Here is a 24,711-nt window from a genome sequence, read left to right as displayed (position 1 = left end):
CAAAAGTCTAAAACTCGAAGGGGTTATAGCAAACTTAGAGCAGTAGTTAATATTAACTACTTGTGGTTTTAATTGAAAAACATTGGATTTTTATAAATGAAAACGTTTGTTGCTAAACCAGAAACAGTAAAACGTGACTGGTACGTAGTTGACGCTGAAGGTAAAACTTTAGGTCGCATCGCTACTGAAATCGCTCATCGCCTACGCGGTAAGCATAAAGTTGAATATACACCGCACGTAGATACTGGTGATTATATCATCGTTATCAACGCTGAAAAAGTTACTGTAACTGGTAACAAATTCAAAAACAAAGTGTACTATTCACACTCTGGTTTTCCAGGTGGTCTTAAGTCTACTACTTTTGATAAACTTCAAGCTGCAAAGCCTGAAATGATCATCGAGAAGGCTGTTAAGGGCATGTTGCCACGTGGTCCTTTAGGCCGCGCTATGTACCGTAAACTTAAAGTTTACACAGGTACTGAGCACAACCATGCTGCACAACAGCCTCAGGTTCTAGACATTTAAGGAGCACCATCATGGCAAATCAATACTACGGTACAGGTCGTCGTAAAAGTTCAAGTGCTCGCGTATTCTTACGCCCAGGCACTGGTAACATCGTAATCAACAAACGCTCTCTAGAAGAGTATTTTGGTCGCGAAACAGCACGCATGGTTGTTCATCAAGCTCTAGAGCTAGTTGATATGACTGAAAAATTTGACCTTTACATCACCGTTTCTGGTGGTGGTACAACTGGTCAAGCTGGTGCTATCCGTCACGGTATCACTCGTGCACTTATGGAGTTTGACGAGTCATTACGTCCACAACTTCGTAAAGCAGGTTTTGTTACACGTGATGCACGTAAAGTTGAACGTAAGAAAGTGGGTCTTAAGAAAGCGCGTAAGCGTCCACAGTTCTCAAAACGTTAATCTATACGTTATCAAGAATTCAAAAACCCAGCTTATGCTGGGTTTTTTGTTTTTAAATCAAAATATTTACATTTGCAACTTAATGCGATTTTTCAATATCGCTGCCATACTTGGTGATTGCAGCAATTAATGATGATCAAATTAATTAATAACTGCGTATTAATTAAACGAAAGTTAAAAAACACTCAGATAGCTGCAAAAAAGTTAAATAATTATCGTAATTAGTTTAAATCCATCAGTTAATTGGTGGAATTTTTTGCTACAATTGTCCGGTAAGTAAAATGAGCGGTTTAACAACACTATGTACAGTTTTTTACTGTTTCTTCTTAGTGGTGTTGATCTTGGTCAGTATATTGTTTTTACAGAAGCGTTATTATAGTCGTTCGGCTTTATTCTCGAGCTAGCTTAATCAAATTTTTGATCAAGTCAGGTTTATGAGCATGGGGCTTTGAATAACCTTGTTTTAATCAAGGGTTTTAATTATGATCGCTTCTATTTTAAAAATTTCGAATAATTAACCTGCTGTAACTGATGTTCTCAATATAGCAAGTGTTGAGAATCATAGTGGAGATAAGTGGATGAGCAATGCGCCTGTAGACAATGGCCGACGTCGCTTTTTAACCATAGCTACCTCTGTTGTAGGTGGTGTTGGTGCGGCTGGGGCTGCTGTTCCTTTTATTGCGTCTTGGAATCCAAGTGAGCGAGCTAAATCTGCGGGTGCGCCTGTAGAAGTAGATATCAGCAAACTTGAGCCTGGACAATTAATACGTGTCGAGTGGCGTGGTAAACCTGTATGGGTTGTATCACGTACCCCAAAAATGCTTGAGCAAATGAAAGAACATGAAGGTCAACTTCGTGATCCGCATTCGCAAGAGCCACAACAATTAGAATCATCAACAAATGATTACCGTTCATTACGCCCAGAGATCTTTTTGGCTGTAGGTATTTGTACGCATTTAGGGTGTTCACCTGGCTTTTTCCAAGGTAACTTTAGTGAAAAAGTTGAAGGAACCGATGATGGCTTCTATTGCCCGTGTCATGGTTCTAAATTTGATATGGCTGGCCGTGTATTTCAATCGGTACCTGCTCCATTAAACTTAGAAATACCACCTTATACTTTTCTTGATGAGACCACTATTTTAGTGGGCGAAGAAAAAGGGGCAGCCTAATGTTTGGTAAGATTATTGGTTGGATCGACGACCGTATCCCAATGACACGTGTTTGGAACATGCATATTGCACAGTATCCAGCACCTAAAAACTTTAACTTCTGGTACTTTTTTGGCTCATTAGCCATGTTAGTACTAGTAAACCAAATACTAACTGGTATTTGGTTGACGATGAACTTTGTTCCATCTTCTGAGGGCGCATTCGCCTCAGTAGAGTACATCATGCGTGATGTACCTTATGGCTGGTTACTACGTTACTTGCACTCAACAGGTGCATCAGCGTTTTTCATCGTTGTATATATGCATATGTTCCGTGGCATGATCTACGGTTCTTATCAAAAGCCTCGTGAGTTATTGTGGTTATTTGGTATGTTTATTTTCTTAGCGCTAATGGCTGAAGCATTCATGGGGTATTTATTACCATGGGGGCAAATGTCGTTCTGGGGTGCGCAGGTAATCATTTCATTATTCGGGGCGATTCCGGTAATTGGTGATGACTTAACACTTTGGATCCGTGGTGACTATGTAATATCTGGTGCAACGCTTAACCGCTTCTTTGCATTACATGTAATTGCACTACCACTGGTTATTGTAATCTTAGTTTTCTTACACATTGTTGCTCTACACGAAGTGGGTTCAAACAACCCTGAAGGTATTGAGATTAAGCGTAAGAAAGGCTCAGTAGCTGAAGAAGATAAGCCTAAATTTAAATTTCACGAGTATTACACTGACAAGAAAGATATTGTTGATGCGATACCGTTCCACCCTTACTACACAGTTAAAGATATTGTGGGTGTGGTTGGTTTCTTAATATTGTTTTGTTGGGTTGTGTTCTTTATGCCTGCGATGAATGGCTTCTTTTTAGAAGGTCCAAACTTCGAGGCAGCTAACCCACTTAAAACACCTGAGCATATTTTCCCGGTTTGGTACTTTACGCCATTCTATGCAATCTTACGTGCAATCCCTGATAAGTTAATCGGTGTTGCAGCGATGGGTGCATCGATTGTGGTACTTGCGTTACTACCTTGGGTAGACCGTGGTAGAGTTAAATCGGTTCGTTACCGTTGTGGTTTCCATAAATGGAACATTGCAGGTTTTGTTGTAACTTTCGTTCTTCTAGGTTGGGTGGGTGCAACTCCACAGACTGATCTGAAAACGATTATTTCTCAAATCTGTACTGTGACTTACTTTATGTTCTTCGTACTGTTATTTGTATACAGTAAGAACGAAAAAACTAAGCCATTGCCAGAGAGGTTAACGAAATGATGAAAAAGCTTATTATTGGTTTATTTGCTTTATCAGTAAACTTGTTACCTAACATGGTTATGGCAGCAGGTCCGTCGGTTCCTTTAATGGAAGCGAATAACGACCTTACTGATCAGGCATCTTTACAACGCGGTGCAAAGTTGTTCATGAACTACTGCCTTGGTTGTCACCAAATGCAGTATCAACGTTATGAACGTACTTTTCGTGATATTGGTATCCCAACAGAAGTTGGTTTAGAGCAGTTGATTTTTGACGGTTCTAAAGTAGGTAGCCATATTACAAATGCGATTAAAAAAGACGATGCAGCAAAATGGTTTGGTGCGGCTCCGCCGGACTTAACACTAATTGCTCGTGTAAAATCACCAGATTATATTTACACGTACTTAAAATCGTTTTATAAAGATGAATCTCGCCCGTTTGGTGTTAACAATATTGTTTTCCCATCGGTAGGTATGCCTCACGTTCTTCAAGAACTACAAGGTTTACCAACGCCTATCACTAAAGAAGTAGAAGAACATGGCCACACTGTGACCAAAGTTATTGCTACTGAAACAGATGGTTCGGGTGAATTAAGCGTAGATGAATATGACCATGCGGCTCGTGATTTAACGAACTTCCTTGAATACGTGGGTGAACCTTCACGTCTTGAATCGGAAGCGCTAGGTATTAAGGTAATTGGATTTTTAATCATCCTATTTATCTTGGCATTTATGCTTAAGAAAGAATACTGGAGAGATGTTCATTAAGTTGAACATTTTTAAAGGTAATTTTGCAATAGGGGCTTAAGCCCCTTTTGCTGTTTTAGTTATTTAATGGAGGTATAGGCATGGCCGTAGCTGCCAATAAGCGCCCTGTAATGACCCTTTTTTCTGGTGCTAACTGTATGTATAGCCACCAAGTACGTATTGTACTTGCGGAAAAAGGTGTAAGTGTAGATATTCATTTGGCTGAAAAAGATAATTTGCCAGAAGCACTTCACGAAATTAACCCTTACGGTACAGTGCCAACACTGATTGACCGTGAGCTTGGTTTATACCAGGCAAACATCATCATGGAATACCTTGATGAGCGTTTTCCTCATCCTCCACTAATGCCTGTTTACCCGGTAATGCGTGGTCGTAGCCGCTTAATGATGCATCGTATTGATAAAGATTGGTACAGCCTAGCTGACAAAATCAGTAACAACGCATCAGATGCTGCTCAAGCTCGTAAAGAGCTAACAGAAGCATTACTTGCTGTAGCACCTATTTTTAGCGAAGCGCCTTACTTTATGAGTGAAGAGTTTAGCTTAGTAGATTGTTACTTAGCTCCACTATTATGGCGTTTACCAGAGTTTGGTATTGAGCTAAATGGTGCAGGTTCTAAAGAACTTAAAGAGTACATGATCCGTTTATTTGAACGTGAGTCATTCCAGGCCTCTTTAACTGAAGCTGAGCGTGAGATCCGTTTATAATGACGCCTAATCGTCCTTATTTATTACGTGCTTTTTTTGATTGGATAGTCGATAACGAGTGTACACCGCATTTAGTGGTAGACGCTGGATTTGCAAATGTACAAGTGCCAACACAATTTGTTCAAGATGGACAAATTGTTTTAAACATAAGTCCATCAGCGGTCACACAGTTTTCGTTAGACTTAACCCAACTTAGCTTCAATGCGCGCTTTGGTGGTCAGCCAATGCAAGTGTATGTACCTCTAGGTGCTGTGCTTGCAATATACGCGCGTGAAAATGGCGAAGGAACAGTCTTTACCGCAGATGAGTTTTTAGAGGACGAAGACGATTTTGTGCCAGAGCTTGAAAGTGTTGATTCATCAGCTGAGTTTATTAATGAAACACCGCCAGAAAAGCCTGAGAAGAAAAAAGGCTCACATTTACGCGTTATTAAATAATAAGTAAATGCCAAAAAAAAACCGCTTAATAAGCGGTTTTTTTATGTCAGTGTTTAACTTTACATATATTCAAACACTTTAATTACACGCTCTACGCCTGATACATTACGGGCAATATTTACCGCCTGGGTAGATTCAGAGTCAGATACTAAACCCATTAAAAATACTTCAGCGTTTTCTGTAACCACTTTAATATTATTACTGCTAATGTCTTTTGCTGTTAGTAGCTGAGCTTTTACTTTAGAAGTTAACCAAGAGTCGTGAGTTTGTGTAGTAATGCCAATATTTGAGCCAATACGAATTTGGTTATGTATTTTACGAATGCCTGCAACGCCCTCAATGGTGCGCTGGGCTTCGTTTCTCATTTCTTCATTAGCAACTTGGCCAACAAGTAAAACAATACCATTAACGCTTACAGCGCTTATATTGGCAAACTTTTCAAGACGTTCTACTTCGCTAAGTGCAATACTGGCTTTTATTTCAATATTGTTGTCGTCAATTTGAGAGCCAATGGTACGGCGGTCGTTCGCTGCAGTTACTGCACTGGCTGTACCTGCAACAACAGCGGCTGCGCAACCTTGCAGTAATACAACAGTACCTAAAACAATAAGAGAGCGTTTAAACATAATTTTCATCCTGAGGGAAAAGCGTTAAATCAACCAGTTCGCTTAAACAATGTAAGTTAACTAAATGGGATTCGATAATGCGGCTAGGGCGTTTAGATGGCGATCTAATTTCAACATCATTAGGCCCAAGTAGGCCAACCAACTCGCCACCATCATCACCAACCATCACTATGACCTTCATATCTTTAGTTAGTGCAGCTTCAACGGCAGAAATAACATGTTTTTCGTTACCGTTAATAGCCAGTACCAGCAATAAATCGCCTTGCTGGGCAAAAGCGCGGACTTGACGAGCAAATGTATCGTGATCGTCTACCTGAGTACTTTGTCCAAGGTTAACGTTTTCTTGCGATAGAGCAATTGCAGGTAAGCAGGGGCGTTCGGTTTCATAATGATTAACCAATACACCGGCCATATGCTGTGCGAGCATGTGGCAATTTGCAGTACCGCAGCAAATGAGTTTATTTCCGTTGATCAGACTTTGTGCAATAGTAAATGCAGCTGACTCAAGTGCACTCGGTAGTACTTCACCCGCAGCGATTTGAACTTGAATGCTCTCTGTAAAAATTTCTTTAATTGTATCTTGCATAGCCTACCAATAATTTATCTTTGTATTTGTGTTTAAAATACATTTTTCAGCCAATTAATATTAGGAGATGCTTCTCCTGTAATGGCTACATAATCAATTCTTAGTGCTTGGTTAGTCAAATTTTTAGCTGCTAAGTAATGATAAATACTACGTTTTAATCGAGCTTGCTTTTGTGGACTAAGCGCATAGTTGGCGCCGCCCCTTGCATTATTTTTGCGAAACTTAACCTCAATAAATACAAGGGTGTTGCCTTCTTTCATAATGACATCAAGCTCACCAAAGGGGCAGTAATAATTACGTTCAATAGGCGTTAACCCTTGAGTAACTAAGTATTTTTGCGCTTCAAGCTCATAATACTGGCCTTTTTCGCGACTATTGTGCCACAGCTCTTTAAACCACGACATGCCGCCCCCTCAACTTAATTAAGTTTAATTTATAGTTTGCATCTCACTTGCTGATTGCATAAACAATGGCACAGGACGCTGTGTTTTTAATTGCACGGGTTCAATACGGCGATTTGTGTATTGAGCCCAGTCAAGCATACGCTCTATATGACCGCTTGTATTAACTGATAATTTTCCGCTTAAACCACTGTATTGATTACCTGGCATTACGCTTAACTGCCTAATATCAGGTAATATAGAGACTGCATCGTATGCCATAGCAAATAAGCGTTGGCTAATATCTACTTGTTCTGGCCATAACGAATCATATTGCTGGCGTAAATTATGCTGTTTAATTTGCGAATCGAGCATCCACGGCAATTCAGTGAAGTATAGGCCGTCTAAGTCGCCTTTGTCAGTACTGTCAATTTGTTTACTGTGGCTTTTAGAGCTGGCGTAAAGTGGAATGCGATCTGCAAAAGTACTTACGTTTACATCAAGGTAAGGTTTAATTAAGCGTGTTTCTATTGCATCACCTAAAATATAAATAACATCAATATCACTGCGTGAGCGCGTTTCATTTTCTACTTCTTGTTTAAATAATGCCTTAACCGTTTTTATGCGATCTTTTGATTTATCTACTTCCAGCAAGCTGGTAATCGTGTTTGGCATATCTTTTTTATCGTTATAAAAACCTATTTGTGGCTTAGTTTCGCTATAGCGTTGCCACTGCAAGTTAAAGTAATCAACAAGACGTTGCCCGTTAGCGTTATTAGGCGCAAGTAGCATCGGCTTTTGGTAACCCATTGCTAAAAAGTGCTCTAGGGCTTGTTCTACTTCGTGTTCAGGATTTAGTGCAAAGTAATAATGCTGAAGCGAAATGCGTTCACCATCAAAGGTGTTTAAATGTAGTACTGGCGTATCGATAAACGTTTGCGCATTAGCTAGTTTATCTATATTTGCTTTAAGTAGAGGGCCAATTACAAAATCAGGCTTTATTTCTTCAAGTTGTGCTGCAATTTCTTCTGTACTTAAGTTTTCATCAATAAAAATAGTGTCGTTGATATTTTGCGTATCAAGCGCAGCCAATACACCGGCTTTAAGCGCATCACCTAAACGTTCGTTAGGTCCTGATTGCGGGAACAATACAACTAAGCGCTCTATATTCAGAGGCGCAAATTCAGTAAGCATTTCATCTTGTTTAGGTAAAACACTAAAAGCGGGGTGCCCAATATAGCGTCTTCGCCAATTATTGATTGCTTGATCTAACTCTACACCGCTACCTGCATATACTTGATGGTATAACGCTAGGTTAGTCCAGCCTTGCTGAATAACCGAGCCACGGTTAAAGCGCTCAAGCGCATAAGAAGAGAGCTGTTTTAAGTTATCCCATAAACTTTGATTAAGCTGAGGGATTTCTATGTTGTTTTTTGCTGCTGTTTCAGAGGCTCTAAAAAAGTAGGGTGCTGCTTTTTTAGGAAAATTTTGTGATGCGTAAATAGTGGCAGTTAAAAACTGGTGCCATGCAAAATGCTCAGGTTGAGTAAGTTGTCCGTCTAGCGATTGTAAAATCACTAAGGCTTGGTCATTTTTATTTTGTTGTTTTTGTGCAAATGCAATATAAAGACGGTTTTGAATTTGATCAACACTTGCGGTTAATTCAAGCTCATTTCCAATTGTCTCTAATAAAGGCCAGTTTTGCTCACTAATTGCAGCATCACGTGCGCTATACAGTAATTGTATTTTATCGGCACCTTGGCGGTTTTGCGCCAATTGATAGATAGATTGCGCACTGGTTGCCTGATTTTGCAGTGCATTAGTGCGGTTACTTACGTTATCGCTGTTTTTAGTTGGTTTTTCGGTTGTGCTACACGCCGATAACCCTGACAATATAATTAATAGACTAACTAGTTTAAGTCGCACAAATGATTTCCCAATACGTTAACGCGATTTGCTTATATTACTGACTGACGCAGGAGACCTCAATGTTAAATGAGGAGAATTCACAGAAAATTGGCACTCTTTACATTGTTGCCACCCCAATTGGCAATTATGACGACTTAAGTCACCGTGCCATCGCGACATTATCGCAGGTTGACTTAATAGCTGCTGAAGACACTCGCCATACTGGCAAGCTACTTAGCCACTTTGGTATTAAGGCAAAAACGTTTGCATTACATGACCACAACGAAAAGCAAAAAGCACAGCAAATTATCGATCAACTAAATCAAGGTTTAAATATTGCTTTAGTATCCGACGCTGGTACACCGCTTATTAGTGACCCAGGTTATGCCGTTGTAAACTTATGCCGCGAACAAGGCGCTAATGTTACACCCGTACCCGGTGCATGTGCTGCAATTACAGCCGTATGTTGTTCAGGCTTGCCAACCGACCGCTTTCAGTTTATTGGTTTTACGCCCGCTAAAAGTAAAGCTCGCCAAGACTTTTTTACCGAAGCAGTTAACTCGGGCATTACTAGTATAATGTACGAAAGTACGCACCGTATTATGGCAAGCCTTGATGATTTAGCGCTAGCCCTTGGCGATGAGCAACAAGTTGTATTTGCTAAAGAGCTAACTAAAACGTTTGAAACATTTTTTAACGGTAGCGTAAGCGAGCTAAAACAGTTTTTGACGGATGATCCTACTAAGCAGCGCGGCGAAATAGTGCTGATGCTTCCAGGTAAACCAAAGCAGATAGACGATGTTCCGCCTGAAGCGCGCAAAATGCTGGCACTTCTTGAAAGTGAAATGCCAATGAAAAAGGCGTGTGGTGTGGTTGCTGAATACTTTGGTATGAAGAAAAACGCTTTATATAAAACAATTATTGAAGAAAAAGAGTAAATTTTACTGCGCTTGGTATTAGCCTCATGTATACTGCGCGCCGAGTCAGCCAAGATGATCGCTGCCTGTGACGAAAATGATCAGGGGGAGGAAAGTCCGGGCTCCATAGGGCAGAGTGCCAGCTAACGGCTGGGGGGCGTGAGCCCACGACAAGTGCAGCAGAGAGGAGACCGCCAATCTTCGGGTTGGTAAGGGTGAAAGGGTGCGGTAAGAGCGCACCGGGCCGCTAGTAATAGTCGGTTGCAAGGTAAACTCCACTCGGAGCAAGACCAAATAGGGTTCTATCATTTTAAATAATGAACGCGTGGCCCACGTCAGAACCGGGTAGGTTGCTTGAGCCATAGAGCGATTTATGGCCTAGACGAATGATTATCACTTTCTTCGGAAAGGACAAAACCCGGCTTATACGGCTGACTCACTCATTCAATAAAAAGCCCGCAGTTAACACTGCGGGCTTTTTTGTGTTTAAAAATTAAGGTTAGTCATTAGTTTTTGGCTAGCTGTTTGCAGTACTCGTTAAAATTTCAACAAAGAGTGATAACCGGGCAGTGAGAAATTATGATGTATGAAGTCAAGATTTGACCCAATTGGCAGCCCAATGAAATCAGGCCGCCTTTGAGTTTAGGCATGGAAACACCAAACCAAGTACATAAAAAAAGATCAGGAGCAAAAGCTACTGGCCTTCAATAAAACCGTCAAAGTATTTTAGGACGGGACATTTTGTAAAAACCGCGAAAGGTTTCTGAAAGCAACTTTGCCCCACGGCATGGTTCGCTGTTTTGGGTATGAGGCATAAAGTAGCCTTTTTGCTCTGGTATATGCTACATAGAGATTGTTTTTTTCTTGTTTTAGGTCTACCCCACCAGATCTGATAGCTCTGTAATCAGGAAAAGTATCGTCATCTAAACCTATGACAAAAACAATGTCAAACTCTTGGCCTTTCATTGTATGCACAGTACTTAAGGTCACTCCTTTATGATCTTGATTTGGTTGTGTCTGCCCTAAAGCCATTGCATTTTTAAACTTGTGTAAGGATTTCCTATCGTTACTTTTAGCATATGTAACCCAGTGCTCTAGTAACTCATCAAGATCTTTTATTAGCATACTTAGGTCATTATCATCATCTAAGGTAACAGATTCTTTAAACGATTTTACTAACGCTTTAAGATTTGACCCATCTTCCGAAAGCTTTAATACTAACTCAATTACCTCTGAATCGACTTTATTGAGGGTGTAATTGTTTAAGTCTTGTAATGATTTTATACCTTCATGATTATGCAATTTCAGCTTAGATAAAAGACGCCCCAAATGTAGCTCATCATTTTCGTTTAATTTAATACGAAGTGCTAAGTCAAAAATTTTCATTTCGTCAGATTCGAATTTGATACTGCCTTGGCCCATCTTGTAATAATAAGGGATCTGATTCATTTGTAATTTTTCTTCAAGATGAGAAAAAACATATTTATTACGTGCAAGAATCGCTATCTTCTCGTATGTAATATCACCTTCAATATCTCTATGTTTTTTTTGTTGAATAAGTGTTTGTATTCTCCTAATTACACCTTGAGCTTCAGTAAACTCATCCTCATAAGCCGATAATTGATACTCTCCGTTAACGACTAGAGTGCTAAGGTCACCATCAACATTGATTATTTGATTTGCAGCCATAAGTACTTGTAGCGAAGATCTATAATTTTCATTTAACAAAACTATTTCAGGCTTGAAGTCATTAACAAAAGCTTCATTCATATATTTTGGTGATGAACCATTAAAGTGATAAATAGATTGATTGGGATCACCTACCATCAAAATATTGAAAAACTCTCCGTTAGTTAGATGTTTAATAACTTGATATTGGGCGTTGTTTAAGTCTTGTGCTTCATCGATACAAATGGAATGAAAACTTCTTCTATAGAGCCCTGCAACCTTAGGGAAATTCATGAAAAGCTTACAAGCTTGTAAAATAATATCATCGAAATCTATCGCATTTTGGCTTCTCAAAATATCCTGATAATTACGATATAGAAGAACAATATCTTCATTATCAGTGCGGTCAGCAAGGTCATTTTCGTCTAATATTTCACGTTTAACTTTAGATATATAGTCTAAAACCTGATATCGAAACTTTCTTTTCTCATCGGTAGATTGAGCTTGGTAGCCTGAAAAATAGGTCGGTGTTTGTGAAATCGCTTGCTCAATAAGTTCTAGTCGATCGGATTCATCTTCAAAAATATGGGGTAAAGTCGACAATCCAATGAAGTTACCATGATTCTCTAAAACTGATTGGCAAAATCCATGAAACGTTCCTATAAAAACTCTGCTATCTAGTCTCTCGATGTCAGAAAGTCGCTCTCTTATTTCTTCACCTGCTTTATTTGTAAATGTTAGGGCTAATACCTTCTTTTGCGTATTTTGAAGGCAAAATCTGATTCGCTCGGTAAGAACTCTTGTTTTACCACTACCTGCACTAGCTTGAACATACATAGCACTATCTTTAGAAAATACTATCTGCTTTTGCTTTTCAGATAACTCAATTGAATTATTCACTTTTACTCAACCTCTATTGATAGTGTTGCTTTTACGAACTCAAATACTTCTTTTACAGCTCTGGGAAGTTCTTTTGGGGATGCTAACATTTGCTCGGCGACCGCTGGCGCCATTTGGGTTTTAGAGCCAGACATTTTACTATAAAGTTCATCATCATTTAATCGTTGGGTTTCTTGTATGTCATCTGGTTCTTTATTTTCTTTGTGTCGGTCGTTTGTATATACATTAAGTGAAAGAATCGCTTTTTTAATTTCTTTTTGAAAACCATCGTTCAATAATTGTTTTTCATAATCACATCCATGATCTAGGAAAACAAGTTTACTTTCACCTTGTTCATTCCCATAGACTTTATTAAATTGGTATCTTACTTTTTGAACTATTTCGTCGTTATCTGCATCACTTATAATTACACTTGGAATATTGAATTGTTTTGCAAAATTCAAAAAAGGTAGATACCCCTCATATCCACCTACGCCTACAAAATCAATTCCAAGTTCTATAGGGCTATAACCAAAAAACTTTTCAAATAGGATTGGCAAAGCTTGCTCTTCAGTTTCACCTTCAAAAAAGACTATTAACTTAGAGAAGAATATTTCTCCACGAGAACTGATAACTTGCCTTTTTATTTTTCTGATACCTTCAGAGGTTAATTTCAAATTTTCAAAATTACCAACTCTTAAATTCGTCGCTTTGTAAAAGCTTCTAATCTGATGCAATTCAGCACATGCGGCTATATATGGAGAGTGAGTTGAAATTATTTTTTGGCCACTTATTTCATCCATTTGGCGATATAGCTTCTTTTGGGCATTTGGATGAAGATGAGATTCAGGTTCCTCGATAGCAATGATTGGGAAAAAAACTCTTTTTTCCGCTCTTGCATTTTCAACGAGTAAATTAATAAAGGCTCTTAAAGTCAGAATAGATGACCAACTTCGAGTTCCCATTCCGTGGTACTCCATTGAGAAACTTTCATCTGAGTCTGAATAATAAATTGACATACCTTTATTTAGATCTCTGATTTTTTTAGTAAAAGGAGTTATCTCTACACCTTTTCCTTGGTTGTTCATTGCACTATCAAGCCCTTTTAGTGATTCTTTGATTCCGCTAAGAATAGAGCTTTTATCGACAGCTTTCTTATTAAGTCGTTCTATTTCTATTTCAATATCAGTAATTTCTTCATCAGAGTACTTAATTTTTGAGAGCATTTTACCGAGATACGAACTTTTAATCTTTGTATCTTCAGTAATGTCTCTTTGGGCACTTACATAGAAAAAAGGTATTTCGTCAAAATTAAAGCTAGTAATGTTACCGTTTTCTTGTTCATACCAGTCAAGAGTATCTGATTTAAAAGGTGGCCAATCTTGGAGAATATATTGTTCGGTCTTGTAAGAATTTTTTATAGGATCAAAAGCAACAATAGTGCGAAGTGGTATGAATGAATTGGTATCTAAATCTAATCTTATTCTGTCAGTAGTGAAAAGTATTTCCCAGTCCTCGCTAAAGGCATCTCCATCTCTAGGTTTTATTAGAACATCAATAATGATTTTATCTTTTACAATCTTATCTTTTATATTAAAGTCATCAGGAGATAGAAAGTTGCGATTCCCCAAACTTAATTGTAAAGCTTTTAGGAATGAAGTTTTGCTTGAGTTATTTGTCCCTGTAAGTATCGTGTTATCTGTAAGATTCACCTCAGCGTTTTCTATTCCTCGAAAGCCACTTATTCTGACTGTACTAATTTTTAATTCCATTAATGGTTACCTTACATCGATTTGTAAATCTTTACATGATTAGAAACTAAGATTAAGCATTCTAGAGATGTTTGCAACTTTTAACAGTCTGCTTTGTAAGAAAATAAAAACTAGTTGTAGCATATCTTGTGCTAGTAATATCTTTAGTCCACTAAAAATATAGGCTTAAATGCTAGCGCCTTTAGCTTATTTGTTTTTTAAATCATCAATCAATTCAGATATCGTAGTATGTAATACATTGAAATTTTAAACTAACCAACTAACGTTAATACATATTAACGTTAGTTGGTTATTTAATTATTGAGTCGAAAGCGCTACTCATTTTATATTGAAGTAAAAATTAAATAGCAAGCTAAGCCACCCCTAAATAATATTTTTTCCTTGTTCTGGATCGCGAGACTGCTCTGCTTGTTCACGTATTTCGTCGGTATCACTGCTCACATCATCAAGTGTTTTAGCTTGCTCAACTGTTTCACTTTTTTCGCTTTGTATTTGCGCTGGTTGTTTTTGCTCTAAGCTAGAAACGCTTTCATTAGGGTCGGTGAGTATAATTCTTTCTCGTGCGTCATCGGGCATGCTGATATTTTGTGTTGTAAATTCATTGACCAGCTCTCGCATAAGTTGTGAGCCTACTTTTAATGGGCTGTGCTGCTCGCTATTAACCCAAAAATACAAAATAAAGTTAATTGTTGATGAGCCTAAGTTTTTTATTAAAACCTGCGCAGGTGGGTCGCTAAGTACCGCATTTTGTTGATTGGCAATATCTAGGGCGAGGGTTTGTGCGCTGCGTATATCGTTATCATAGCCAATACCAATTTCTACTTTGCCGCGCATTTTTGGATTGGCAGTCAGGTTTTTAATAGTATTTTTATATACAGTCGCATTGGGTATTTGAATATGATTGCCATCGTAATCAACAAGCGTGGTTGCTCTTGCGGTTACTTTTTTAACAATACCTAATCGGCCATCCACTTCAATTACATCGTCAATTTTAAAAGGTCTTTGTACGCTCAGTAATAAACTGGCAATAAAGTTTTCAGCTATGTCTCTAAAAGCAAAGCCGAGTATTAAACCTATTAACCCAGTACCACTCATAATAGCAACAGCGAATTCGGTAAGCCCTGCTAAACGTAAAAATAAATACACGCCAAATAAAATAATTAAAGTGCTTATACTGCGCCTTACAACTAAATGAACCAGTTTACTGTCTGTCATGTAGTCAATGGGCTTTATAAGTAATCGAGAAAGCGGCCCTGCAATTAAGTAGCTTAGTGCTAAAAGTATTATTGCGAGCAACAGTGTGGGTAATATTTGCGCTGTTGCATGAAGTAATTGCACAGCTTGTTCGTGAAAAAAATGCCACGAAAACACATCCCCTTGAAAACTTTGTATGCTGGGGAGCGTATTGTTTAACGCTATATTGTTTGATTGGCTGCTAGGCATGGCTTATCGTCCGTGTTTAGTTTTTATAATCGTTAATAATAGGCAGTAGCAAGTTTAGTACCAAACGCTTTATTTAACTTGGCAAACATTTTGCTGTAGTAACGTAATACAAATATTGAGGTTTAGAATGAAAGAAGCTAAACGAGGACAGCAAGCAGAGCAACCTGCGCACATCCCTTTTATAGGCTGGTGGGATATTGTTAAACGTATTTTTAAGCAAATGAGCGAAGATAATTTATCAATAGTTGCAGCCGGTGTGGCATTTTATGCACTGCTTGCTATTTTTCCAGCCATTGCGGCGATGGTATCTGTGTATGCGTACTTTTCATCCCCAACAGATATTAGTGAGCACTTAAGTAAAATAGTTACTTTGCTTCCACCAAGCACCAGCGAACTGATTTTATCTCAGGTTTCTAGCCTTGCTAAAACATCAAGTGCAAGCTTGAGCTTAAGCGCTATTGGTACACTTATACTTACCATTTGGAGTAGCTCTAAGGGCAGCCAAGCACTTATTACTGCGTGTAACATTAGTTATCGTGAATATGAAAAACGTTCATTTTTTCAGGCTCAACTAGTCCGTTTTTTATTTTCGGTAGGAGCGATTGTAGTCGCAATTTTTGCGCTATTAATTATTGGTATCCTACCTATTGTACTTAATTTAGTGGGGCTAAAAGAAAGTATAGATTTATTAATTAAACTCATTTCTTGGCCATTATTGGCTTTTACCTTTAATTTTGCATTGGTGCTTTTATATCGTTATGCCCCACATCGTAAACCTGCTAAATGGCGTTGGATCACGATGGGATCGTCTATTGCTACCGTGCTTTGGATTTTGGCGTCTATAGGTTTTTCATTTTATGTGTCGCGTTTTTCTAGTTACAACGAAACTTACGGTTCACTAGGTGGTGTAGTGATCATGCTGATGTGGTTGTATATCAGCGCTTACATAATCACATTAGGTGCTGTAATTAATGCAGCTACTGAGCAGCAAACAGGTAAAGATAGCACTGTAGGGCCGGCTAAAGAGCGTGGGCAGCGAGGCGCCTATGTAGCAGATCACCTCGATGTAAAAAACGAATAAATTGCCGATTAATTAGCTAAATTAGTAAGTGCAGTAATTTGCTCTTTAAATTCTTGTGCTGCGGGACCAAGTCTGTCGTTATCGTTGCACATTAAATATAAATTAAGAGTGCGAGTAGTTCCTTGGTCTAAATTAAGTGCAATGAGGGTTTGATCTTCAATTAAATGTGCAATTTGTGTTTTTGGCAGCCAAGCATAACCTAAATTTTGACTAACCATATCAATAGAGTTACGTAAGTGGCTTACTGTCCAGCGCATATCAGCACCTAGCCAGCCTTCATTGTGACTAGTGTGAGTTGCTGAATCGCGCACTACTATTTGCCTGTGCAGCTTTAAATCACGAAAATTGAGTTGTTCAGTATGCTGGTGTAAAACGTGGTCTTTATGCGCAACCGCTATAAACTCTATATTGCACAGCGTACTACAGCTAATTCCATAGATAGGAATTGACGAAATGGCTAAATCAACTACTGAGTTATGTAATAATTCGTTTGCACCTGTTAGCACGCTTTCAACTAAATCAATTTTTAAAAGGGGGTAAAGCTCACTCGTTTTAGCAAGTGCTTGGTATAAAATAGCGTGTGGGAGCACTTCATCAACGGCTATTTTCAATGTGCTTTCTACGCCTTCGCTAAGAGTGCTGGCTACCGATTCTATTTTAGTCGCTTCTTCAATTAAAAATTCAGCTCTGCGTAAAATGAGCTTACCGCTATCGGTTAAAAATGCTTTACGACCTTTTACTTCAAGCAACTTAATTTGCAAGGCGGCTTCAAGCTTCTGCACAGCGTGGTGTACGGTTGACTGACTTTTATGTACAGCTGCGCTTGCGCCTGCAAACCCGCCATGATCCACAACTGCTTTAAACATTCGCCATTGCTCTAATGTTGCTTTTGCCATTTTAAATCCTGCTACTACTTTATATCTGATTGCTTAACTGACCGCATACACAGTATATTTATTGCATAACAGTTTATTTATTGTTTGAAATAACCACTTTTTTACTGCTAAGCAGTGCCATAAACTTATTTTTAGGAAGTGGTTTTGAAAATAAATAACCTTGCCCATAATCGCAACCTGCGTTTAGTAATAGCTCCATTTGCAGTGATGTCTCGATTCCCTCAGCAATCACTTTAAGCCCGAGTTGGTGAGCCATCACTATAATTGCCTCACAAAGGGCAAGCTCTTGACTACCTTGCTGGATGTTATCAACAAAGCGTTTATCTATTTTAAGGTAATCAGCATCCATTTCTTGTAAGTAGGCAAGTGATGAGTAACCAGTGCCGAAATCATCAAGTGCTAATTGCATACCCGACTGAACTAATTTTTTTAATCGGCTCTGCGTGAGTTTCTCTGGATTTACCATAAGGCCTTCAGTAATTTCTGCAACAATAGATGATGCTGGCAATTTTGCGGCACTGAGCATATCGCACCAATCATCTATTCCACTATCGACAGTGGATAGTTGTACAGGCGATACATTAACGCTTATTTGAAATTGCTCACCAGTAGTTGCTTTAATTTCTTTTAGGGTTTGTATTGCTTGAGTAAATACAAACTGACCTAATGAGTTAATTTGTCTTGTTTCCTCAGCAAGCGGAATAAACGAGGCGGGGGTTACTAAACCATTTTTAGGGTGATTCCAACGAATAAGCCCTTCTGCTTTGTGTATATGTAAATCGTCTAAAGCAACAATCGGTTGATAAAATAATTCAAATTGCTCAAGGTCTATGGCTATTCGTAAATCTTTCAATAACTGCATACGCGCTTGTGCGTGAATACGCATATCTTCTGAGAAAAATTCAAAACAGTTACGGCCGTTACTTTTTGCTTTGTACATTGCCTGATCGGCTGCTTTTAAAAGTTGCTCAGTACTTTCACCATCGGTTGGCGCACAGGCAATACCCATACTTGCACTAATAAATTGCTCTTCATTGTCTATGTGTAGTACTGATGAGATACTTTGTAAAATATTACTGGCAATTTGATTTGTATGGCGGGTACTTTTAATCTGATTAAATACAATAACAAATTCATCACCACCAATTCGGGCTACAAATGACGCATTTTTTGCCGACTGCACTATACGTTGCGATACGAGTTTTAATAAGTTGTCGCCATAGTGATGGCCCAATGTGTCATTAATATCTTTAAAGTGATCAATATCTAAAAGCATGACAACCAATTGATTATCAGGGGTACCTATATTTAAAAAGCGTTGATTTAAGCGCTCTTTTAATTCTAAACGATTGGGTAAGCTAGTCAGATGGTCAAAATGAGTTTGTCGCCATATGGTTTCATCAGCTTGTTTTTTTTCTGTTATGTCCGTAAAAATAGCCACGCGACGGGTTGGAATATTTTTCTCATCGTATACGGTATCTATTTTTAGCCACTCAGTATAAATATCACCGTTCTTTTTACGATTTACTATTTCACCTTGCCAACGGCCAGTATTTTTAAGTTCTGCCCACATTTTTTGATAAAATTCTTTAGTGTGCTTGCCGGATGACAAAATATGACTGGTTTTACCAATGACTTCTTCTTTACTGTATTGGGTTGTTGTACAAAAAGCGGGGTTTACATCGTAAATAATGCCGTTAGGGTCGGTTATCGTCATGCCTTCACTACTGTTGTTGTACACAAGCGATGCTAAGTGAAGTGCTTTTTCATTGGTTTTTTTCTGACTAATATCTCTAAGCACAACGATGTATTCATTATTGTTTTTAAGCGCATTAATACGAGCTTCAAAAAAATGCTCTGTTACACCTTCTCTTACCTTAAATTCAATAGTTTGCGAGCTGTCTAAATGTGCAAGGAGTAATTGGGTATTCGCTTTCGATAATAAGTCAGAGAGCTTTGAGGTTGATCCTGCTTCTATTTCAAATAGCGAATTAATATTACCACCGATATAAAGTATTTTTCCAAGCGCGTTTATACGTAAATAGGTGTCAGGTAGTGCATTGAGCAAGCTCATTAATTCATTGTGTTTATTTTTTAATTTAGCTTCTGCCGATAAGCGAGTCACAGCCATTACTTCAAAACGGTCGTAAAGTGTGTGTAATTCGGGGCTATTTGGTTTTTTTACGTGCTTAGGCATTGTGCCGCTAGCAAGTTCGTCGGTTGCATGCGACAAATCAGCGATAGGGTCAAATATGCTTATTTTAATAAGTCGTCTGGCAAGTAATACGAGTAATAGAATCGCGACTAAAAATGCGATGATTGTCTTGGCAAAATTAGCATTAACCTCGTTAATAAAATCGTCTACTGAGACCGCGATGTAGATATCTAAATTATTATTGTGTTTGTCGTTATAGATAACAGATCGGTGAAAAACTTGGTTTTCGCCGCTCGCATTTTTGAAAACAGCTAATGCACTATTGTCGTGAAGTAAATCTGTATCTGTGATTTTTTTACCCAATTCGATTGGGCGCTTAGGGTAATTAGCGAGTATTAAGCCGTTAGAGTCAGCAATAACCGCCTTAGCATTGTTAGGTAGCTCAGCTTGGCTTAACGCAATGTTCCACCAATTTAATGCAATTACAGTAACAAGTGCACCTTGTACTTGGTTATTACTATTTATTATAGGGTACGCAAAGTTAACGCTTTGAGCTTGAATACTTCTATCGTACTGAAAGTACCCAACAGAAAAGTTTTTATTATTAATGGCATTTTGAAAATAGTGTCTATCGCTTATATTAATATTATTACTACGGCCATTTGTTACGCATTTTAGGTCGCCGTTTTTATCAACAATACCTATATTTGCAATATTGCTGTAAAGAGCTTTTATTTCAAAAAAATAGCTAGGGCAGGTGGTCGGTAACTCTTCAGTGTTTGCCGCTTTATTTGCCAGAAAAATAGTTAACCGCTGTACATCATCGACCATTGTTTTTTGATGATGGGTCAAGTGCTTAGCGATGTTAACTATTCTTTTTTCACTTTTTTCAATCGCAGCGTCGCGATCAAACCACAGTGTCAATACAGTCACGACTGCACCGGGGATACTGAGTAAAATTAACAACCTGTAAAGTTGGCTTTTAAGTGATGAAGTAAAAATAAGTTTTTCCCTAAGCTCAATTCCTAAAAAATGATTGTAGTCAATAATGATAAAAATAACCATACAATATATAGGGTTGTATTCAAGAGTTATTAATATTTAAGTGTTTATCTATAAATATGGCATTTTAAAAAAGGTAAATCATTGTCCTAAATACATAAATAATATATGCAGTAACTTTAAATTCTAAAAAATAGAATGGTTAGCTCGATTTAAAGACATAGTTGTTTTGTTTAATGAATGATTTAATAACTCTATCAACTTATTCTTTCGAGTGAATTAAAAAAATGAAAATATCAAAAATACTTACAGCTTATGCAACTCAAGATGGCGATGGCGTAAGCATTAGTCGTATACCAGGGTTTGATGGTAAATATTTAGATCCCTTTTTAATGATTGATGAACTTAAGTCAGACGACAAAAAAGATTATATGGGAGGCTTTCCTGAACATCCGCACCGAGGAATTGAAACGTTTACTTATATTCTACAAGGTGGCTTTGAACATCGTGACCAAATGGGCAACAGAGAGGCAATTAAAGCAGGCGATGTGCAATGGATGAGTACAGGGCGCGGCGTTATGCACAGTGAAATGCCACTCGCGGATGCTGTTGACGGTTTGCATGGCTTTCAAATTTGGATAAACATGCCAAGTGCAGAAAAAATGCGTGATTCACGTTATCAAGATACGACGAAAAATCCAGCTCCGAGTTTTACAAATACGCAAGGTGTGACGTTAAAAGCACTGGCGGGATCGTGGCAGTTTGAAAGCGAAGCGCTTACAAGTAGTTTGCAAGGTTTAGCGGCCAATGCCGCGCTTGCTGATATTACTTTACCAGCCAGTAAAAGCATTTTTTTAGGGCCTCTTAGCCAACAAAAAATAATGCTTTATATTCATAGCGGCTCACTAATAATGAGCGACAATCAAATAATACCAGCGGGTAAGTTACTTATTTTAGAACCAGGCAGTGACATTAATATTAGCTCTGAACACGGCGCTGGTGTTTTGGTTTTAGCAGGCGATCCACTTAATCAACCGATTGCTCATATGGGGCCGTTTGTAATGACGACGCAAGTTGAAGTACAGCAAGCGGTGCGTGATTATCAAAACGGCGAGTTCGGCAAAATTTAACAATATTTTTAGGAGAGTTTCATGGGATTATTAGTTAACGGTCAATGGCAAGATAAATGGTACGACACTGATTCAAGTAATGGTAAGTTTGAGCGCGAGGCGGCGCAGTTACGCCATTGGATTACTGCTGATGGCAGTGCTGGAATAACCGGTGACGCAGGTTTTAAAGCACAAGCGAACAGGTATCATTTATATGTATCGCTGGCATGTCCTTGGGCTCACCGAACACTTATATTTAGAGCATTAAAAGGGTTACAAGACTTAATTACTGTGTCGGTTGTTAGTCCTGATATGCTTGATAGTGGTTGGGAGTTTGATACGAAAAATCACAGTACTGGCGATGCTTTATTTAATAGTAATTACTTACATCAAGTTTATACAAAAAATAACCCTGAGTATTCTGGGCGAGTAACGGTTCCCGTATTGTGGGATAAAAAGCTCAATAAAATTGTTAGTAATGAGTCTGCCGATATTATACGTATGTTCAATAGTGCATTTAATGAATTAACAGGTAATAAAGATGATTACTATCCTGAGGCACTGCAACCAAAAATTGACGAATTAAATGCACTGATTTATCCAAATATAAATAATGGTGTTTATCGTACGGGCTTTGCTACAACTCAAGATGCGTATGAAGAAGCGTTTAACGATTTATTCAAAGCACTCGATTCAGTAGAGAGCATACTGAGCAAACAGCGGTATTTAACGGGGGATAACCTCACAGAGGCAGATTGGCGATTATTCACCACGCTCATTCGATTTGATAGTGTGTATGTTGGTCACTTTAAGTGTAATTTGCGGACAATTGAAAGCTACCCAGCTTTGAGCGGATACCTTAGAGATTTATATCAAGTTGAAGGTGTGGCAGAGACGGTTGATTTTTACCACATTAAACGTCATTACTATTTTAGCCATACAATGATCAATCCAACACAAATTGTGCCAAGTGGCCCAAGTATTGATTACTTATCCGATCATTGTAGAAATGTTTAGCGTTTAAGCCAACAGCCTAACAAGCCAGCCGTATTTTCTTACCAAGCTGGTTTCGCCTTTCCCTGCTTGCACAGCTGCACCAGCTAAAAAGGCACTTGTTAGTCCTACTTTAGTTGCGGCAAAACGCTTAAGTCTATATTGAAACGCCGCATGATGTTGGCGTTTCAATTCGCTGCGCGTGTCCATTTGCTTACTAAGAGCATCAACGTTTTCATTAGGTGCTTTAATTAAGTAATTAACTAACATAGTAATTTCCTTATAAGTTAAACAGTTGTTTTAAGCTTTTAAGCGTTTTACTAAAGCCAATTTTATTGCTTAGGTAAACTGTGTTTTTCCAAAGCCAGGCTAAACAAGCAACTTGCAGCAGAGTAGCTGTCGCAATACTAAGCCATACTGATCCAAAAAGATCGAATACACCGTATCCAACAGCGCCTAATACTCCTGCCCACAACAAAACCAAACCACTGGCAAAACAGCCTAAAAATATAGTGATCAATGCAAGCGATCTAAGCGATAACCGCCATTCAGCTTTAGCTAGCTGATGGGTGATCTTTCCTTGAGTTTGGTAATCATCCTTGAGCTGCTTAGAGTACTCTAAAAGCTTTGCAATATGATCTTGCCAATCGTCCTTTTGGCGCTGCTGCTCAGTAGCTTGGTCTTGTGCATTACCATCCTTGGTTGCGGTTGTTTGTGGGTTATTCATCACTAATTACTTACGACGGAACAATGAAGTAATTAGCATACCCGCAGCAAAAGCAATACCTGCAGTTGCTAGTGGATTTTCAGAAGCAAATGCACGGGTTTTAGCTGTACATTCACTTAACTTTTCGCGTGCAATAAGTTGTTTCTCGCTTAGTGCTTCTGCTGAACTCGAAGCGCCTTTACGAACACTACTTTCAGCTGTTGCTGCTTTGCTAGAAAGTGCATCTACAGCGTCGTGCGCCGCTGATGTTGCTTTCTCCGTAAGAGGTGATTCAGTATTTGTTAGTTTAACGTCAGGCTTAACATCTGAAGTTGTATTTGATTTCGTATTTGTTGCAGTAGCCATAATCAATCCTTAATAAGTTAAAAAATTTAAATAGTCATTTAGATGATGCAATGATTAAACCAAGCTTGTTATTTAATTTAAGCTACTGAATTTTTTGGTTTTTATTTTACTTCTTTATTTTTTGATAGTTGGCAATTTAAATCAAACAGTAACTATTACTACATCGTTAGGTAAATTTTACAAAGAAGATAAAAACGCTTAAAAAATTGTAAATATTCATTGGCTATTCAGTAATCAAAGCGTGTAAACAAAAAGTTATAAAAAATAGAATAGATATTTTATTCATCACAATCCCATTTTTTCCCACATAATTCAAACGCTTCACCTGAGCCCTTATTTTTTCTAGCTTTGGGGCTCACTAAAGCTGGTCAGCTTACTTGACAAAATGGCTTGTCAAACCCTAAACTGGAGTACTGTGGTAAAAAGTGGTTTTTAGTGGATCACACTGGATAAAAATAAACAAAAGTTGAATAAAATAATTTTAAAGTAGGTTTTTTATGTTTCGTGGTGCGAGTTCACTGAGTTTGGATGATAAAGGGCGTTTTGCGGTACCGACCAAGTACCGAGAATCTCTATTGTCTGAAGATCAGGGAACGGTTATTTGTACCGTCGCATTAAATGAGCCGTGTTTATGGTTGTATCCGCTGGCTGAGTGGCTCGAAATAGAAAGCCGTTTAGCTAAAATCTCCAATATGAACCCACGAGCCCGTCGAATGCAGCGTATGTTGCTCGGGAATGCTACTGAATATCAACTTGATAAAAACGGTCGAATTTTGCTTGCGCCATCATTACGGGCTCATGCATCACTTGGCAAAAAAATCATGCTAGTTGGTTTGATGAATAAATTTGAAATTTGGGATGAGGCGCGTTGGCATGAGCAAATGCAACAAGATACTGAGCTTGAAAGGCTTGGCGATTTTGAACCTAACCAAGATTTAGATAACTTCACACTTTAACGGCACAAAAAAAGGCAA

Annotated in this window: 24 protein-coding genes and 1 other RNA gene; 13 read left to right on the top strand and 12 right to left on the bottom strand. The window is 38.4% G+C overall.

Going from position 1 to position 24,711, the window contains the following annotated elements:
* Window positions 1-96: 96 nt before the first annotated feature.
* The 7 genes from rplM (at window position 97) to I6F49_RS07035 (ending at window position 5,250) form a co-directional block, all read left to right on the top strand.
* On the top strand, window positions 97-525 hold the full coding sequence (rplM, locus tag I6F49_RS07065) for a 50S ribosomal protein L13 (RefSeq protein ID WP_007378318.1): 429 nt from the start codon (window positions 97-99) through the stop codon (window positions 523-525).
* Between the two features lie 8 nt (window positions 526-533).
* Window positions 534-926, top strand: coding sequence for a 30S ribosomal protein S9 (rpsI, locus tag I6F49_RS07060; RefSeq protein ID WP_024595789.1), 393 nt, complete (start codon window positions 534-536; stop codon window positions 924-926).
* Between the two features lie 578 nt (window positions 927-1,504).
* Window positions 1,505-2,095 (top strand): ubiquinol-cytochrome c reductase iron-sulfur subunit, encoded by a 591-nt coding sequence (gene petA / locus I6F49_RS07055; protein ID WP_007580333.1) that lies wholly within the window; start codon window positions 1,505-1,507, stop codon window positions 2,093-2,095.
* Window positions 2,095-3,360: a cytochrome b gene (locus I6F49_RS07050; RefSeq protein WP_165741628.1), complete on the top strand. Its 1,266-nt coding sequence runs from the start codon at window positions 2,095-2,097 to the stop codon at window positions 3,358-3,360. The genes petA and I6F49_RS07050 overlap by 1 nt, the downstream gene beginning before the upstream one ends.
* Window positions 3,357-4,106, top strand: coding sequence for a cytochrome c1 (locus I6F49_RS07045; protein WP_166419367.1), 750 nt, complete (start codon window positions 3,357-3,359; stop codon window positions 4,104-4,106). Before I6F49_RS07050 ends, I6F49_RS07045 begins: the two co-directional genes overlap by 4 nt.
* A gap of 80 nt (window positions 4,107-4,186) precedes the next feature.
* Window positions 4,187-4,813, top strand: coding sequence for a stringent starvation protein SspA (sspA, locus tag I6F49_RS07040; RefSeq protein ID WP_197179451.1), 627 nt, complete (start codon window positions 4,187-4,189; stop codon window positions 4,811-4,813).
* Window positions 4,813-5,250 (top strand): ClpXP protease specificity-enhancing factor, encoded by a 438-nt coding sequence (locus tag I6F49_RS07035; protein WP_197179444.1) that lies wholly within the window; start codon window positions 4,813-4,815, stop codon window positions 5,248-5,250. Before sspA ends, I6F49_RS07035 begins: the two co-directional genes overlap by 1 nt.
* A 59-nt stretch (window positions 5,251-5,309) precedes the next feature.
* Here the strand turns inward: I6F49_RS07035 and dolP are convergent, their stop codons facing one another.
* From dolP to I6F49_RS07015, 4 genes are read right to left on the bottom strand one after another with little or no spacing between them, the layout of a single operon-like run.
* Window positions 5,310-5,876 (bottom strand): division/outer membrane stress-associated lipid-binding lipoprotein, encoded by a 567-nt coding sequence (gene dolP / locus I6F49_RS07030; RefSeq protein ID WP_166419365.1) that lies wholly within the window; start codon window positions 5,874-5,876, stop codon window positions 5,310-5,312.
* Window positions 5,869-6,462 (bottom strand): SIS domain-containing protein, encoded by a 594-nt coding sequence (locus tag I6F49_RS07025; protein WP_002957968.1) that lies wholly within the window; start codon window positions 6,460-6,462, stop codon window positions 5,869-5,871. Before I6F49_RS07025 ends, dolP begins: the two co-directional genes overlap by 8 nt.
* Window positions 6,463-6,494: 32 nt before the next feature.
* A complete protein-coding gene (locus tag I6F49_RS07020; protein ID WP_166419364.1) occupies window positions 6,495-6,866 on the bottom strand; it encodes a YraN family protein in 372 nt (123 codons plus the stop codon).
* Window positions 6,867-6,890: 24 nt separating this feature from the next.
* Window positions 6,891-8,768 (bottom strand): penicillin-binding protein activator, encoded by a 1,878-nt coding sequence (locus I6F49_RS07015; protein ID WP_197179442.1) that lies wholly within the window; start codon window positions 8,766-8,768, stop codon window positions 6,891-6,893.
* 62 nt (window positions 8,769-8,830) lie between these two features.
* Here I6F49_RS07015 and rsmI point away from each other — a divergent pair, with 62 nt between their 5' ends.
* Window positions 8,831-9,688, top strand: a complete 858-nt coding sequence (gene rsmI, locus I6F49_RS07010; protein WP_166419362.1) for a 16S rRNA (cytidine(1402)-2'-O)-methyltransferase — start codon at window positions 8,831-8,833, stop codon at window positions 9,686-9,688.
* A 42-nt stretch (window positions 9,689-9,730) separates the two neighbouring features.
* Window positions 9,731-10,109, top strand: an RNA gene (gene rnpB / locus I6F49_RS07005) — RNase P RNA component class A.
* A 284-nt stretch (window positions 10,110-10,393) separates the two neighbouring features.
* On the opposite strand, the gene I6F49_RS20565 is transcribed toward rnpB, so the two are convergent.
* The 3 genes from I6F49_RS20565 to I6F49_RS06990 all read right to left on the bottom strand — a co-directional run bounded on the left by I6F49_RS20565 (window position 10,394) and on the right by I6F49_RS06990 (window position 15,429).
* On the bottom strand, window positions 10,394-12,235 hold the full coding sequence (locus I6F49_RS20565; protein ID WP_197179440.1) for an ATP-dependent helicase: 1,842 nt from the start codon (window positions 12,233-12,235) through the stop codon (window positions 10,394-10,396).
* 2 nt (window positions 12,236-12,237) lie between these two features.
* On the bottom strand, window positions 12,238-13,986 hold the full coding sequence (locus tag I6F49_RS06995; RefSeq protein WP_197179439.1) for an ATP-dependent nuclease: 1,749 nt from the start codon (window positions 13,984-13,986) through the stop codon (window positions 12,238-12,240).
* 363 nt (window positions 13,987-14,349) lie between these two features.
* The gene (locus I6F49_RS06990; RefSeq protein WP_197179437.1) at window positions 14,350-15,429 is read right to left on the bottom strand and encodes a mechanosensitive ion channel family protein; all 1,080 of its coding nucleotides are present in this window, start codon (window positions 15,427-15,429) and stop codon (window positions 14,350-14,352) included.
* A gap of 127 nt (window positions 15,430-15,556) precedes the next feature.
* On the opposite strand from I6F49_RS06990, the gene I6F49_RS06985 reads away from it, so the two are divergent.
* The gene (locus tag I6F49_RS06985; protein ID WP_007582878.1) at window positions 15,557-16,510 is read left to right on the top strand and encodes a YihY/virulence factor BrkB family protein; all 954 of its coding nucleotides are present in this window, start codon (window positions 15,557-15,559) and stop codon (window positions 16,508-16,510) included.
* Between the two features lie 8 nt (window positions 16,511-16,518).
* On the opposite strand, the gene I6F49_RS06980 is transcribed toward I6F49_RS06985, so the two are convergent.
* Complete coding sequence (locus I6F49_RS06980; RefSeq protein ID WP_166419359.1) at window positions 16,519-17,406, bottom strand: LysR family transcriptional regulator; 888 nt, start codon at window positions 17,404-17,406, stop codon at window positions 16,519-16,521.
* A 73-nt stretch (window positions 17,407-17,479) separates the two neighbouring features.
* The gene (locus I6F49_RS06975; protein ID WP_331461446.1) at window positions 17,480-20,494 is read right to left on the bottom strand and encodes a bifunctional diguanylate cyclase/phosphodiesterase; all 3,015 of its coding nucleotides are present in this window, start codon (window positions 20,492-20,494) and stop codon (window positions 17,480-17,482) included.
* A 356-nt stretch (window positions 20,495-20,850) separates the two neighbouring features.
* Here I6F49_RS06975 and I6F49_RS06970 point away from each other — a divergent pair, with 356 nt between their 5' ends.
* Both I6F49_RS06970 and I6F49_RS06965 read left to right on the top strand, forming a co-directional pair.
* On the top strand, window positions 20,851-21,693 hold the full coding sequence (locus tag I6F49_RS06970; protein ID WP_197179433.1) for a pirin family protein: 843 nt from the start codon (window positions 20,851-20,853) through the stop codon (window positions 21,691-21,693).
* 21 nt (window positions 21,694-21,714) lie between these two features.
* Entirely contained in the window at window positions 21,715-22,689 is a 975-nt protein-coding gene (locus tag I6F49_RS06965) for a glutathione S-transferase family protein (protein ID WP_197179431.1), read from the top strand.
* Window positions 22,690-22,692: 3 nt separating this feature from the next.
* On the opposite strand, the gene I6F49_RS06960 is transcribed toward I6F49_RS06965, so the two are convergent.
* From I6F49_RS06960 to I6F49_RS06950, 3 genes are read right to left on the bottom strand one after another with little or no spacing between them, the layout of a single operon-like run.
* Window positions 22,693-22,935: a hypothetical protein gene (locus I6F49_RS06960; RefSeq protein WP_197179429.1), complete on the bottom strand. Its 243-nt coding sequence runs from the start codon at window positions 22,933-22,935 to the stop codon at window positions 22,693-22,695.
* A gap of 10 nt (window positions 22,936-22,945) precedes the next feature.
* Window positions 22,946-23,392: a hypothetical protein gene (locus I6F49_RS06955; protein ID WP_197179427.1), complete on the bottom strand. Its 447-nt coding sequence runs from the start codon at window positions 23,390-23,392 to the stop codon at window positions 22,946-22,948.
* 6 nt (window positions 23,393-23,398) lie between these two features.
* Complete coding sequence (locus I6F49_RS06950; RefSeq protein WP_197179425.1) at window positions 23,399-23,737, bottom strand: DUF883 domain-containing protein; 339 nt, start codon at window positions 23,735-23,737, stop codon at window positions 23,399-23,401.
* Between the two features lie 497 nt (window positions 23,738-24,234).
* Between I6F49_RS06950 and mraZ the strand changes: the two genes are divergently transcribed.
* Entirely contained in the window at window positions 24,235-24,693 is a 459-nt protein-coding gene (mraZ, locus tag I6F49_RS06945) for a division/cell wall cluster transcriptional repressor MraZ (RefSeq protein ID WP_007582904.1), read from the top strand.
* Window positions 24,694-24,711: the final 18 nt, after the last annotated feature.

It is taken from the genome of Pseudoalteromonas sp. SWN166 (genome assembly GCF_015864485.1).
Taxonomy (GTDB): domain Bacteria; phylum Pseudomonadota; class Gammaproteobacteria; order Enterobacterales; family Alteromonadaceae; genus Pseudoalteromonas.
This window is presented reverse-complemented; position numbering and strand designations above follow the sequence as displayed.